Source organism: Pelagicoccus mobilis (genome assembly GCF_016595505.1).
Lineage (GTDB): Bacteria > Verrucomicrobiota > Verrucomicrobiia > Opitutales > Opitutaceae > Pelagicoccus > Pelagicoccus mobilis.
Genome location: NZ_JAENIL010000005.1, coordinates 171,615 through 186,033, shown reverse-complemented (window position 1 = coordinate 186,033; position 14,419 = coordinate 171,615). Strand labels below are relative to the sequence as shown.

Annotated in this window: 10 protein-coding genes; 6 read left to right on the top strand and 4 right to left on the bottom strand. The window is 55.3% G+C overall.

Annotated elements, in window-relative coordinates:
* Positions 1–274: 274 nt before the first annotated feature.
* The 3 genes from JIN87_RS03960 to JIN87_RS03950 are packed head-to-tail and all read right to left on the bottom strand — an operon-like array spanning position 275 to position 4,905.
* Complete coding sequence (locus tag JIN87_RS03960) at positions 275–2,251, bottom strand: response regulator (RefSeq protein ID WP_200354225.1); 1,977 nt, start codon at positions 2,249–2,251, stop codon at positions 275–277.
* A gap of 3 nt (positions 2,252–2,254) precedes the next feature.
* Complete coding sequence (locus JIN87_RS03955) at positions 2,255–2,785, bottom strand: YfiR family protein (RefSeq protein ID WP_200354224.1); 531 nt, start codon at positions 2,783–2,785, stop codon at positions 2,255–2,257.
* A gap of 14 nt (positions 2,786–2,799) precedes the next feature.
* A complete protein-coding gene (locus tag JIN87_RS03950; protein WP_200354223.1) occupies positions 2,800–4,905 on the bottom strand; it encodes a TonB-dependent receptor plug domain-containing protein in 2,106 nt (701 codons plus the stop codon).
* Between the two features lie 236 nt (positions 4,906–5,141).
* On the opposite strand from JIN87_RS03950, the gene JIN87_RS03945 reads away from it, so the two are divergent.
* Positions 5,142–6,098, top strand: coding sequence for a glycoside hydrolase family 43 protein (locus tag JIN87_RS03945; RefSeq protein ID WP_200354222.1), 957 nt, complete (start codon positions 5,142–5,144; stop codon positions 6,096–6,098).
* A gap of 125 nt (positions 6,099–6,223) precedes the next feature.
* A complete protein-coding gene (locus tag JIN87_RS03940; protein WP_200354221.1) occupies positions 6,224–7,075 on the top strand; it encodes a hypothetical protein in 852 nt (283 codons plus the stop codon).
* 31 nt (positions 7,076–7,106) lie between these two features.
* On the opposite strand, the gene JIN87_RS03935 is transcribed toward JIN87_RS03940, so the two are convergent.
* Positions 7,107–8,111, bottom strand: coding sequence for a glycoside hydrolase family 130 protein (locus tag JIN87_RS03935; RefSeq protein WP_200354220.1), 1,005 nt, complete (start codon positions 8,109–8,111; stop codon positions 7,107–7,109).
* Between the two features lie 227 nt (positions 8,112–8,338).
* On the opposite strand from JIN87_RS03935, the gene JIN87_RS03930 reads away from it, so the two are divergent.
* The 4 genes from JIN87_RS03930 (at position 8,339) to JIN87_RS03915 (ending at position 14,391) form a co-directional block, all read left to right on the top strand.
* On the top strand, positions 8,339–9,226 hold the full coding sequence (locus tag JIN87_RS03930; protein WP_200354219.1) for a thermonuclease family protein: 888 nt from the start codon (positions 8,339–8,341) through the stop codon (positions 9,224–9,226).
* Positions 9,223–11,334, top strand: coding sequence for a PAS domain-containing hybrid sensor histidine kinase/response regulator (locus tag JIN87_RS03925; protein ID WP_200354218.1), 2,112 nt, complete (start codon positions 9,223–9,225; stop codon positions 11,332–11,334). The genes JIN87_RS03930 and JIN87_RS03925 overlap by 4 nt, the downstream gene beginning before the upstream one ends.
* A 266-nt stretch (positions 11,335–11,600) precedes the next feature.
* Positions 11,601–12,671 (top strand): 3-deoxy-7-phosphoheptulonate synthase, encoded by a 1,071-nt coding sequence (locus JIN87_RS03920; RefSeq protein ID WP_200354217.1) that lies wholly within the window; start codon positions 11,601–11,603, stop codon positions 12,669–12,671.
* A gap of 166 nt (positions 12,672–12,837) precedes the next feature.
* Positions 12,838–14,391, top strand: a complete 1,554-nt coding sequence (locus JIN87_RS03915; RefSeq protein WP_200354216.1) for an Ig-like domain-containing protein — start codon at positions 12,838–12,840, stop codon at positions 14,389–14,391.
* The last annotated feature ends 28 nt before the right edge of the window (positions 14,392–14,419 follow it).

Below are 14,419 nucleotides of genomic sequence, written 5' to 3'. Positions count from 1 at the left end.
ACAAGATGTTTGTACTTTTTGACTAAGTTGACCGTTTCTAGGGCTTTCTTGACCGCTGCGGGCCAACGGCATCGCGAAGATTGTACCCACTGGGATGCTAGAAAGTTGGATTTGCCCGATAGAACGCTTCTCGTCGGCGATCCCTATTCTTGGGTGCCTGATGCGATGAAGCTAGTCCGGTGATCCACAGATCTTGGCGCTCTCTTTTCCGAGTTCGTCCTACCGCCCCGTTTTTCAAATGCTTGGGGCTGGTATTTGCCTTTTTTGGAGCCGTTTAGGCGGGGCGTTTTTCTAGCCAGTTCGAAAGCGCCTTTTTGAGTTTGGAGAAGGATACGGGCTTGGAGAGGTAGTCGCTCATGCCTGCCTCGTAGCAGCGATCTTTGTCTTCAGGGGTCACGTGGGCTGTCATGGCGACGACAGGTGTGCTGGCGTTGCCGTTGCCCAATGCCCGAATTTGTCGGCAGGCTTCGAATCCGTCCATTTTGGGCATGCTGATGTCGAGCAGGATGAAGTCGTACCGCTGGGTGGCTGCCATTCGTACGGCTTCGGCCCCGTTGACTGCTATTTCGACGTCGTGCCCGAGACTGCAGAGAAGGGCGTCCATTAGCTCTCGATTGACGGCTTCGTCTTCGACGAGGAGGACTTTCGCAGCTGAGGCTAGGGCGAAAGAGTTTTCTTCGCCTGATTCTTCGGCGTCCTGTTCTCGAGTTTCGAGCGGTACGGGAATGGTGACGGTGAATTGGCTGCCTTTGCCGGCTTCGCTTTGGCAGTAGATCTCTCCGCCCATGGTTTCGACGATGCGTTGGCTGATGGCGAGTCCGAGCCCCATGCCTCCGTATTCGCGAGTCCATGACGCGTCGATTTGGGAAAAGGGTTTGAAGAGCTTTTCTTGATCGGCTTGGGCTATGCCGATGCCTGTGTCGTCGACCTGGATGCGTAGTTTCCCGGTTTGGTCGCCGAAGCTGTGGAGGGTGGCGGATAGGGAGACGGTGCCTTGGTGGGTGAACTTGATCGCGTTGTTGGCGAGGTTGAGCATCACCTGGCGAAGCCGCCCTTCGTCGATGCTGACGAGTGGGGTCGTTTTGTAGGCCTTGATCTTGTTCTCGAACTGATAGCTCAGGGACAGTCCTTTGGCGGTGGCTTGCGGTTTGAGCAGGGTGACTATGTCGGAACCGAGAGTCTCAATCTCGACGGGTTCTGGGGTGAGTCGGAGGGTGCCGTTCTCGATGCGGCTGAAGTCCAAAATGTCTTCGATTAGGCGGAGCAGTTGCTCGGCGGATTGGCGAATGAGCCCGAGCTCTTGGGCGTGGGGGCCATTGGGGGCTTCTCGTTGGATTTTTTCCACGTATCCGATAATCGGATTCAATGGGGTGCGAAGCTCATGGCTGGTGGTGGCGAGGAATTCGCTTTTGGCGACGGAAGCTGCGTTTGCTGCTTCCATGGCTTCTTGGAGGGCGTAGTTTTGGATACGCAGGTCCTTGGTGCGTTGCTCGACTATGTTTTCGAGATTGGCGTTTATCTCACGGAGAGAGCTATCGCGTTCGCTGATCTTATCGAGCATCGCATTGAAGCTGTCGACCAGCGAACCGACTTCGTCGTTGTATTTTTTGATCGCTCGAGCGGTGTATTCCTCCGAGTTGCGTACTTCCGCGGCGATGATATCAAGATCTTTGATGGGGGTGGCGATGAGCCGCTGCATTCTTGACGCGAGGAAGATGGAGAGAGCCATCGCTCCTACGAGGAGGGCGATGGCGGCGGCGATGCTTTGGTAGACGGATTCTCTGAAGGGGCGTGTATCGACTTCGATGATTAGGGTGCCGAGTTTTTGGTTGGCGAGGTAGACCGATTTTGTGAATACGACCGAGCGTGGCTGCCACTCGATGCCATCTGACGGATAGATACTGGGCGGAGTGGCGGATTCGTCTGGATTGAAGCGTGCGAAGAGGGAGCCTGTTTCGTCAAGGAGGGCGGCTTGGAGGACGTCTGGTTCGTAGCTTAGCGAGCGGAGGTGTTCGTTGGCGGTGTGCTGATCGTTGAAACGGAGGGCGGCCTGGCTGTTGCTAGCCATGATGTCGGCGATGGTGCTGAGCGAGGCGAGTTTGCTTTCCTTGAACTCTAACCAATTGCGATAGACGGAGATGGTACTGATCGCGGATATGGTGACGAAGCTGGTGACGGCGCAGATGGCGACGATTTTTGATGAAATCTGCCAGTCGCACACGAGGGCTTTGAGCTTGGTCCAGAGTTTCATCGCTTAGGGATGGACTGCGAGTTCGAGGAGTTTGGAGCTTAGGGTGACGTCGCTTTGGTTCGCGTTGTCGGTGTTTATCAAGAAGCGTAGTCGGTTTTTCCTTACCACGAGCTCTACGCAGCCGCCGCTTTGGCAGAAGCCTTCTTGGGATCCGATGCTAAGGATGCCTTCTCCCTGGCATTTTTCGAAGATGGTTTTCCAGTTGGCTCGGTTTCCTGCTCCAACAAAGAGGATGTCAACGTACTCGAAGGAGTCGTTCGCGGATAGGTTGACAATCCTGAGCTTTGGCTTGCTGGTGCGCTCGGCGGCTCGCCGTTTCAGGTAGTTCGCGACTTCAGGCGCGTCGATCAGAGCGATGGTTATGTTGTGGCTTTGGGATTCGTTTGGCCAACGGGTGAAGTCTGCGAAACCTTCGATCCAATCTGCGGTGAAGGAGTCGATCTGCAGGGTTTGGGCCTGCAGCTTGGAGGGGAGTCCTATCGCTCCGAGAGCGATGATGACGAGGATGGCAAGCTTGTGAATTACGGGTCGCATGCTTGGGGACGCGCTTAGAATTGCGCTGTGATCTCCAAATACGCTTCACGCTTCATTTCGGTCCAATGGCCGAAATAGTCCTTGAGCCGAGCTTCCTGAGTGGTCGGGTCAAGGAGGTTGCGTCCTACAAGCGAGAGTCTGAGGGACTCTGATTTTTGCCAAGAAAGTCGGGCATCAAGCTGGAAGATATCCTGCTGGTAGCCTTTTGCGAAGTCATAGTCGCTGGAGTAGCGAAACCCTGTATCCAGATTCCAATCTTCGTGGAGCTGGGTGATCAGGTTTAGCGTGGCCAGATGTTTGGGCGTGCTGTTATCGAATTCGTCGAGGGAGAAGGCGATGAAGCCCGCTTGGAAGTCGTTCTCGGGGATGATGAGCGACTCGAAGTCGTCGGTCATGCGAGAGTAGTTGAGGCGGGCTCGTTGCCACGGGGAGAATTGCCAGTCGAGGCTGGCTTCGAAGCCGCGGGCGTCGCCTTCTAGAAGGTTGTCGTAGGCGACCTCGATGTCGACGTAGGGAGTGGGGGTGAAAAGAGAGAGGGACTGGTCGACTCCGACGCGTCCGATCAGCTTGTCGTATTTATAAGAGAAGGCGTTGAGGGTGAAGCTGCCTTTGTTTTCTGGAAAGAGCACGCGGTAGCCGAATTCGTAGGAGTCGAGCTCTTCGGCATCGAGTTGTTCGCGGGAGACGGCGTTTGCGAGGCTATGCTCGATGGTGAGTGGACCGCCTGGCGTGGGGATGGTGATGGGGGCGTCGAGGGCTTTTCCGCTGCGGAGGCTTTCGATGACGCTGAGGGAAACGGGCGGGGTGCGGTTGGCTTGCGAATAGGAGAGCCAGAAGCGGCTGCGGTCGTCGATTTCGTAGATGAAGCGGGCGTTGGGCGAGTAGGTGGAGTCGTTGGCCCGTTCGTCGTGGCGGAAATCGAGGCCCCAGGAGAATTTGATTTTCTCGGGTTTAATTTCCCACTCGTCTTGGAACCCGGCGTAATAGGATGGGTTGTCGAGTTGGCGATCGGTGAAATCTGACGCGGCGGTCGAGGAGGTGTGTTCCTCGTGATAGGCGAAACCTATGTTGGCGCTGAGGCTGTGGAAGTCTGAGAACCGCTGGCTCCCGCGGGCTTCGATTCCGCCGTTCCAGGTGCTGAAGGCGGCATAGGCGGCGTCGAGGTCGGAGTAGCCGACCCAGCTTCGCACGGAGTAGGAGCTATCGTTTGAGCGGTTGCGGGTCCATTTGAACTGGGAGTTTCCTCCGGCTAGCTTTTCGGAGGTGGCGACGAAGCTGAGGTCTCCGGTGTCGAAGTTTGCTAGATCGTAGGCGTAGCCGAGGTCTGAGTAGAAGGCCTCTCCGGAGATGCTGACGAGGTCGTGGGAGGTGGGGCGATGGTCTATCCGAAAGCCGGCTCGGGCGGTGTCCCAATCGTTTTCGTAGGGGAAGCGGGTGAAGCTGGAGTCGCGGTGGTTCGCCTTGGCGTAGACGCGGGCGGAGGTGGTATCGTTGACAGCCCAGCCGATGCGGCCTGCGACGCCGTAGTTTTCGGTGCCGAGATTGACCCGCAGAAGGGAGCCTTCGGTTTCGAAGGCGGTTTTCATGCGGACGTTTACCATGCCGTTTACGGCGTTGTTGTCCCAAGTGCCGCCTCCCGGACCGTAGGCGACTTCTACTGAGGACACGTCCTCCATGAGGAGGTCGTGCTGGTTTCCGAAGAGGCCGGCGAAGATGGAGCCGTAGACGTTTTGCTCGTCGACGGTGAAGAGGGCGCGATTGAAGAAGCGGGAGTTGATGCCGCGGATGCCGAGTCCCCAGATCCCGTTGTTGGGCCGGATGATGTGCACGCCGGGGGCGTAGCGCAGCATTTCGGGGATGGAGTCGACGGGGAGGTTGGAAATGTCGTCTTCGTCGAAGACGAAGGAGCCGGTGGGGGCGTTGAAAACCTGGGATTCGAGTCGGGAGGAAACGATGGCAGGCTTGTTGGCGAGTTCCTCGAGCGAGAGCGGCGAAGGGCCCGGCGAAAGATCGTCGCTAGCGGGCTGAGCGGAGGCGAGACGAAGGATTGCCAGGATTCCGACTAGGCAAAAGAGTCGCAGGCTCGCTGATAGGCTCGGGGTTGAGGGTGAGGGTAACATACGGATATTGCGGCGAATGCTTACACAATCGCCCTCGGTGGCAATGTCTTTTTGAGGTCGGGGCGTCTCTAGGGGTTCGCCTCGTGCGTGATGCAGGAAATTGAGCTATAGCTAGACCGAAAACGAGAGGGGAAGCGCTCTAATCGATTTGTCTCTGGGCCGGTCCTGATCGAGGTTGCGGCAGTGGCGACTTGGGCTGAGTCGCTTGATTGAAACCTGTTAATTTGAAGAAGCTCATGTCGGACAAACCTCTCATTTCTCACACTTATACGGCGGATCCTTCGGCTCACGTGTTCGAGGGTAAGCTTTACATCTACCCTTCACACGACCGTGAAACGGATCAGCCGACCAACGACAACGGGGACCAGTACGACATGGTGGATTATCATGTTTTCTCTTTGGATGAGATTGGTGGCGAGGTGGTGGATCATGGTCCGGCGTTGAGGATGGAAGATATTCCGTGGGTGGACAAGCAGCTCTGGGCTCCGGACGCGGCGACGAAGAACGGGAAGTACTATTTGTATTTTCCGGCCCGGGATGCGGAGGGTATCTTCAGGATCGGTGTAGCGGTAGGCGACCGTCCGGAGGGACCTTTCACTCCCGAGCCGGAGCCGATCAAGGGAAGCTATAGCATCGACCCGGCTGTGTTCGTGGACGAGGACGGAGAGGCTTTTATGTACTTCGGGGGCATCTGGGGAGGGCAGTTGCAGAATTGGCAAGGGGAGAGGTTTGACCCGCAGGGGGAGGAGCCTACGGGCGACGCTCCGGCCTTGCTGCCGCTGGTCGCTCGCATGAGCGAGGATATGAAGGAGTTTTCGGAGGAGCCGCGTAGCATCGAGATACGCGATGAAAACGGGGAGTTGCTGAAGGCGAGTGATCATGACCGCCGGTTTTTTGAGGCGGCTTGGCTGCACAAGTACAAGGGGCGGTACTATTTTTCGTATTCAACGGGAGATACGCATTACCTTTGCTACGCGGTTGGAGATTCGCCGTATGGACCTTTCACCTACGGCGGTCGAATTCTCGAGCCGGTCTTGGGGTGGACGACGCATCACTCGATCGTGGAGTTTAAGGGGAAGTGGTACCTCTTCCATCACGATTGCGAGTTGTCAAAAGGAGTGAACCACCTCCGAAACGTGAAAGTGAAAGAGATTTTCTACGACGAAGAGGGGCGGATCTTACCGGTCGAATAATTTGCCTGAGAATGGCACGTATCCGCTCGTTGGTTACGTGTTTCAGCTGTGACGCTCATTTGGGGGAGTCGTCGGATGATCAGGTGAGCTTGCGCTTTCGCTGTCTGATGGCTCAGTGTTGCGGAATGCTTGATCTGTGTTCCCTGCTTCTCTCTCGTTTTAGTAAGGCGAATTTGTGCTGGCTGGTTGTCTTGGCCGGGTGCGGCGGGACGCATGATGCCTTGGAGACGCAGACGATCTACGACTCCGAAGAGGGGCCGGTGAAGGGCTGGAGTCACATCGTGAGCGATCCGGATGCTTTTCCGTTGATTGCGAGCGAGGTGGAACATTATGCCGTGGACGAGCGATCGATGGAGAGGGATGCTGAGCTTGGTGGGGCTCAGGTTTTTCGTACGACTTTGGTGCGTAAGCTGAGTGACTGGGGGCGTCAGCACGCAAATGGGTTAGAGCCTTTGTTTGTGGAGAGTCCGATTCGGGTGGGGGATTTGCATTCGGTTCACGTGACACTGAAAGTGCATTCGGAGGGATCGGTTATTCCGGATCCAGCTCAGCTGCGTGAGCATTATGGAGCTCATTTGTCGCAGGATCAAATCGACGCGTTGGACGAGGGGGTCGCTTGTCTTGGCTTCACGTTTGTGGAAGCTGGATACAATGACCAGAGTTCGGAGTCGTTGAACGCTTTTTACTTTGTTAGCTTCGATCCGGAGACGGATTTAAATCAATGGGGCGAACTGGAGATTCTGCTGGAGGATTTCACGTTTGGTTTTGAGAAGAACTACAGCTTGCGGGAAGTGGAGCGAGACGAGGTGCTGGATCGGGAGTTTGTCGGTTTTCGCATAAATCCGGAGGGGACTGGTGGGAAGGTTGCCCGGAATTTCCTGAACGAATCTTGGGATGGAAGTGTGCCGGAATTGTACAAAGAAACCTCGATCTCCTTGCGGCGTATCGAGGTTTTGAAGACGAATGGCGAAGAGTAGAGGCTGCTTCGCCGCTGTCGTGAGGATTTGCTTACACTTCTGAGTCGTTCTTGATGTATTCGATCAAGTCGTCGACTTGAGTGAAGGCAACCGCTGAGTAGGTGTCGGCGGCTCCGTAGTAGATGGCGATGCGTCCAGTCGGCGCGTCGTACATGGTAGCGCATGGGAAGGCGACGTTAGGAACGAAACCAGTGGTCTCGTATTCCTTCTCTGGAGTCAGCAAGTAGCCGCGAGTGCGGTAGAGGACCTTGGATGGATCTTCCAGGTCGAGAAGAGCGGCTCCGATGCTGTAGACGAAGCCGTTGCAGGTGCCGGATACGCCGTGGTAGAAGAGTAGCCAGCCTTCCTTGGTTTCGATCGGGATCGGTCCGGCGCCGATCTTGGTGCCTTGCCACCAGCCGGATCCACCTGATGACATGACGTGGCGGTGTTTGCCCCAATAGGTCATGTCTTTCGAGTGGCTGAGGAAGATGTCGCCGAATGGCGTGTGGGCGCTGTCGCTTGGGCGGCTGAGCAATACGTACTCGCCGTTGATTTTGCGAGGGAAGAGCACGCCGTTGCGATTGAAAGGCATGAGCGGGTTTTCGGTTTTGACGAAGGTCTTGAAGTCCTTGGTGTAACCCATGCCGATGGAGGCTCCCTTGAGGTCGTCGCACCAAGTGATGTAGAAGGTGTCTTCGATCTTCACGACCCGTGGGTCGTAGGCGTAGGAGTTGGGATTCGGGTTTCCGGCTTCGTCGACCCATTCGATTAGGTCGTTTTCAAGCTGCCAATTGATGGCGTCCGGGCTGGTGCCGAAGTGCAGGCCGGCGCGGCCGGACTTGCTGTCGACTCGAAAAACGCCAACGAATCCGTCTCCGTAGGGCACGACGGCGCTGTTGTAGGCGCGGGCTCCGCTCGGCATGGGATTCCATCCGATGATTGGGTTTTGGCTGAATCGCCACATGGGCTCGATTGAGCCTTCGGGCCGATCTTCCCATGGAAGATTGGGGAGCGCGTTGCCGATGATCGTTGTGCTTTTTGAGTTTTCGCTCATAGGTTTTGGAGTTATTTTTCGAGGTCGATTTCGGTCGCAATTCGCTTGCTGACTTCATTCGCGAGCGAAGGTTTGGCCCGAATTCCTTTCAACGCCAAAAGTGCGTGAAATCCCGGGTTTTTAGGGCACGGTAGTTGTAAATTCCTAGGAAAAAACACGGATTTTGAGAAAGCGCCATTGCACGCTCAAAAAATCCATGCTCCGTTTCTCAAATTCCTCATCGCCCCATGCCTAAACCTGCCATCTTCTGGGACCCTGCTGGTTTGGAGCTCGATTCGCTCGGCTCTAATTCCTATCTCCGATCCACCGACGGAGATACGCCCTACGTTTCGCTTTCGATTCGGATGCTGAGTGTGGACACGCCAGAGACGCATTACCCGGGGCGGTCGAAGCCTGCGCGGTCGGACGAGAAGTTGGCTGAGTTGGCGAGTTGGATACAGGAAGGTGCTGCTCCAATCGACGATGGGCTTGCGGCTCACCTGCAGCCGAAGTTGGAGACGGGGCGGGCTGGAACATTGCACGGGGAGCAAGGAGAGGCGGCGCATGAGCATTTTGAGCGATTGGTCGAGGAGAAGCTGACCAAGCCGAGTGGGCGAAAGCGTCGCGTCTACCTGAAGTCGGGAAACGAGCCGTTTGATAGATATGGACGTTTGCTTGCCTATATGGCTCCGAACTACACGAGAGCGGAGCGGGATGAGATGACGCCTCTGGAATCGGCCTCCTTCAATTTGCTGATGGTCGCTTCGGGATGGGCGGCGAGTTTCATTATCTTTCCGAGCCTGCCCAAGCACTCTGATCTCTGCCTCTTTCAGGAAGAAGGGCGAAAGGCGGTGGAGGATGGACTGGGGGCTTGGAGCGATCCGCTCACCCTGACCGGTTATGAATTTCGTATGTGCGTGAAGCTTCACACGGTGACAAAGGAGCTGATGCAAGGTAAGAAGCTTAGCAAGGCGGAGCGGTTGCGTTGGATTGACCGTTATTGTTGCGACATGTCGACAAGAGGGGTGTATTCGCCGCAGGACTACTACCGAGTGCCTGCTTACGATCGGATCTTTATTTGGAAGAAGGATGTCAACGAAGCGGTTGCTCGATTGAATTTGAGTCCAGAAGTATGATGGATTTGAGTAAGAGTCGCTTGTTCCATTTTGTCATTTCCCTTGCGGTTGGGTTAATAGCGGCGTTGATCGTTTCGCATTTTCTTCCGGAGAGCGGGCTTGTTCTTGCCATCGTGCCGATGGTCGTGGGGGTGGCCACATTTCTTGTTTTAGAAGCGAGACCTGGCTTGCAGAGCGCTTCGGCGAGGGCTGACTTGATAACGCCTAACCAGTGTCACCCGGCCTTGTCCGCCGCGGGAGTTGGGGCTTGGCTGTGGGATGTTGATTCTGGGGAATTCCATTGTACGGAGGATGTATTGCACATCTTGGGATTCGAAGATCCTTCCGATAGTCTTTCGATCAAAGCGTTTAAGGAGTCTGTTTTTAGAGAAGATAAGGAGGTCTTCGATAAGGCGGTTGAGGGCGTCATCAGCGGGCATCGGAAAAGTCCTATCGACTGTCGCTTCGTGAAACGCGATCACAGCTTGGTTTGGGTCGAGGTGACGATGTGCTTGGTAGAAGGGGAGACTCGCGGTGTCCAGATCGCGGGAGCCTTGACCGATGTGACGGAGCGTAAGCACGTGGAGGCGCAGTTAGATAGAGGCTCGGCGTATTTGGAGGCTATTTTGGAAAGTACCGATGATATGGTGTTTTCGATCGATCGGCAGTTCCGTTTGGTAATGGTTAATCGTCGTTTTTTGGCGGACATGAGGGCGGCCTATGGGGTGTCGCTGCATCTTGGGGATGATGTGATCGAAAACTTGTCCGATGAGTTGGTCAAAATTTGGAAGCCTCGATTTGATCGTACTTTGGCGGGAGAATCCTTGAGGGTGGAAGATGCTTTTCTTGTGCGGGGGGATCGGCTTTATTTTGATGTATCATTGAAGCCGATACGGGAGGCTGGTTATATAAATGGTGTCGCCGTCTACAGTCGGAACGTGACGAAGCAGCGACAAAGGGAGAAGGAGCTTCAGAAAGCGAAGGAGCAGGCGGTGGAGAGCGACCGGTTGAAGTCGGCGTTTCTTGCCAACATGTCGCACGAGATTCGCACACCGTTAAACGCGGTGATGGGTTTTGCTCAACTTTTGAAAGGAGATGCGTTGACGGAGGAGGAGAATGCTCGATTCGTGGACGTGATCTTGTCCAACGGAAATCATCTGCTGCACATTTTGGGGGATATTATCGATCTGGCTCAAATCGAGTCGGGGCAATTGAGGATAGAGCCGGTGCCTTGCGATTTGGGGCTCTTGATGGCTGAGACTTATTCTGTATTTTTTGATCGGATACGTTCGCAGGCGGATGGCCTGATCGATTTGGTGGTTGAAAACAATGTGCGTGAAGCGGACTACGTGGTGTGTGACCAGACGCGTCTGAAGCAGATCGTCTACAACTTGGTTTCGAATGCGATCAAGTTCACCCTGCAAGGGACTATTCATGTTGGTTACCAGAAGCAGCCGGATGGGATGATCGAGTTTTTTGTCGCGGATACAGGGAGCGGAATTTTGCCAGAGATGAAGAAGCGTGTTTTCCAGCGTTTCCGCCAAGGCTCGGATAGCGTGGGGCGGAGCAATGATGGCGTGGGCTTGGGCTTGTCGATCTGCGAAGGATTGGTGAAGTTGTTGGGAGGGCGTATCTGGGTGGAGGATAATCATCCGCACGGTTCGGTTTTCAAATTCACAGTGAAGGACCATGCCGACAAGTATCCGCTACCGGTGGCGGCTAATGCAAATTACGGTTACGAAGGCAGGCTTTCCCGAAAAGAGGAAGCGGCGAAGATCAAGGTGCTCATCGCCGAAGATGACGACACGAACTATTTGGTGATCGAGGAGTTTCTCCGTTTTGAGAAAATTGAGTCGATCCGAGCGGTGAACGGCAAAGAGGCGGTTGAGATGGTCGAGCAGTACAATGACATTGGCTTGATTGTTATGGATCTAAGCATGCCGATCATGGATGGCTTGGACGCTACTCGAGCGATTAAGCGAATAAAGCCAGACATACCGGTCATCGCTCACACGGCACACGCCATGCAGAGCGAATTGGACAAGGCGCTTGCGGCGGGGTGTTCCGATTGTTTGGTGAAGCCCATCAGCATCGAGAGCTTCCGGGAAATCCTCGAACAGTATTCGTGATTGGAATACGAGCTTTGTGGTTGAGTCGACTGTGAGCTTCGCTCTTGACCTTTGGCGGCAGAGGGCGGTAGGGTGGCGATCTAAATGAGACAGCTCACTTCTTACGTTTTTTGGTTTTATTACTTCTGGAAGAATCCAGGGGCGTGATTGAGCACACATTAGTATAGAGCCAAAATAATCCGCAGAAAGCCCTGGTATTCCGATGTGAATCCCAGGGCTTTTTGCATGTCCAGAATCTTGAAAAACAAAAAATTAGGAACGATCCCATGAAAACGACAGCTTTGCCTGAATTAAAGTCTCCCTCTTCAGAGGAGGCGGACCGGAATGTGACGACTGCGATCTTACCTCCTAGCAAGCTGAGGCGGGATATACCGCTTTCGCAAGCTGGGCGGGATACGGTCACTCGGACGCGCGTTGCGCTTGAAGACATTTTCGCGGGGCGCGACGAAGGCCGCTTGGCGGTGATTTGTGGGCCGTGTTCGATCGACGATGTGAATTCGGCGTTGGTCTACGCGGAGCGGATGCGTCGCTTGTCTGAGGAAGTCGCGGATAAGATTGTGTTAGTTATGCGGACTTATTTCGAGAAGCCTCGCAGTGTCGTCGGGTGGAAGGGGATGCTCTACGATCCGCTTTCTGGAGGCGAAAGCAGTCCGAGCGGGGGGATGACGATTGCTCGGCGCTTGGCTGTGCGCCTGAACGAGAGCGGGGTGGCCTGCGCTACGGAGTTTCTTAATCCTCTCCTCGCTCTCTATCTGGAGGACTGCATGGCCTACGGGTCGATTGGCTCTCGCACGGTGGAAAGCCAGATTCACCGAGAGCTCGCGAGTCGGCTCGCGCTCCCGGTGGGGATGAAGAATGCGATGGATGGAAATTCTGCTTCCGCGCTTAATGCTGTGAAGTCTGCCCAATGCGCTCACTCGTTCTTCGGACAAGACTTGGAGGGAAGGCCCGTACTGGTTGAGACCCAGGGAAATGCGGGGGCTCATATCATTCTCAGGGGTGGTTCATGCGGGCCGAACTACTCAGAGGAAACGGTCGCCCAGGTCGTTGAGCAAGGGCGGGAGCTCGGTTTGGTCCGGCCGGTGGTAGTGGATTGTTCTCATGGGAATTCAGGTAAGGACCACCGAAAGCAACCGTTGGTAGCCAAGGAGATTGCTCGCCAGGTAAAGGAGGGGCAGAACGGTGTCGCTGGCATTATGCTAGAGAGCCATTTGGTCGAGGGACGCCAGGATGCCAACGACTCGAGAGGGCGTCGTTTCGGGCAATCTATAACCGACGCTTGTATCGGTTGGAAGGACACCGAATACCTCGTCAAGGAGCTTGCGGATGGCCTTTGAACCGGCCTTGAAAGGGCGCTTAGACGTAAGGAAGTAAAAGTCCCCAAGGGGGGCTTTGGTAGAATCTTCTGCGAAAAGTCGGAATTCTCCCCAGCTATTTGTGGGCAAACTCTTCATGTTCGCACTGGGGAGTGAAATTCTGTTTGCGAGCCCCGAAGTGCGGGGCATGTCAGCGACCTCTTTCCTATCAAACCCATCCAACTGTCTCGCTAAGTGGAGCGTCCTTGCGTTTCTGCTTGTTGCCTTTTCCGGCTCCCTTTGGGGCGACGATGTGCAGCTCACTTGGAGCGACAATTCGGATAACGAGGATGGCTTCAATATCGAGCGCTCGGTAGGCGATGGGAGTTTCGAGTTGATCGCTCAGGTCGGGCCGGACTCCGAAGCCTATGTCGATACGACTGCTGAGGCGGGCGTGGAATACAGCTATCGCGTGAATGCTTACAATGCGTTTGGCGACTCGGGCTATACGAATGTGGCGCCGCATTACATCAATGTCGCCCCTACAATTTCGAGTCTTTTGGCAGTGGAGGTCGAGGAGAACGAATCCACGGGTGAGCTGTCATTTAGCGTTTCTGATTTCGAGGCTGCGGCTGGTGAGTTGGTGGTGACGGTGAGCAGCAGTAATTTGGATTTGATCGATGCCGACGGTATCTTGCTCGGCGGTTCAGGTGCGGATCGTACGCTTTCGCTGATGCCAAACGCCAATAGTTCGGGTGAGGCTACGATCACGCTTACGGTTTCCGACGGGGAAGATATCGCGAGCACGGAGTTTCTCTATTCGGTGAACGCTTTCGAATTTCCGACCCTGCAGCTGGCGGTGGACACGATCGGATCGGCCCCGCGTGTAGGTGAGGCGTTTTCTCTGAGTTCTAGCGCTTCCGACGTGTCGCTCATTTCCTCTGTAAGCTATTTCCTCGACGGAGAACTGCTTGGAGAGGTGGCTTCATCCCCTTACGCTTTCACCATGGACGTGTCGATGGAGGGTGGCTACGAGCTATCGGCGGTTGCCACGATAGAGGGTCGTGTGGAGACGGTGACTTCGCTCAAGGGAATCGTGGTTGGACCGGCTCCGAGCTCCAGCAGTATCGTGGATAATCTGCGGACGCTATCAGTGGACGATGAAGCGGGTTCAGGAACGGCATCCTATGACTTGGCGTCCGACGAGTTCTATTTGGAAAATGAAAACGGGCTGATCGCCGGTGATTCGGATTCGCACCGCTACTATTTCCTGCGGGCGGATGGAGACGTATCGATCAGCGCCAATTTGAATGAGCTCTCGGCTGCTTCGTCTCAGAGTGTGGCTGGTCTCATGTTGCGCTCGGCGCTGTTCGGCATGGCAAAGCAGACTTCCCTGCTGCGCGATGCGGCGGGTAAGTTGGAAGTGAGGACCCGTGACTTGCGTGGGGGGGCGACGGAATCCGTAGGCGGTTTCGAGACAAGCTCGGGAGACTCTTGGCTGCGGATCGATCGGGTTGGAGGAACGGTCCGTTATTATTCGCGAGCCTCGGCTTCTTCAGAGTGGGGATTGCTGCGCGAGGAGGTTATCGATTTGGGCGAGTCAGTCTTTCTGGGATTTGCGGTCGCCGGAGGCTCGCAAAGCGGAATGGCGAGCGCGTCCTTCACTCAGGCAAGCCTGCAAGGGCAGATATTGCCTCTAGGAGATGATGCGGTTAAGCCCGATATTCCGAGTGGCTTGATCATCTCAGGGATCACCCAGTAGAGCTACCATTTGGGCCGGAAGAGTCCGC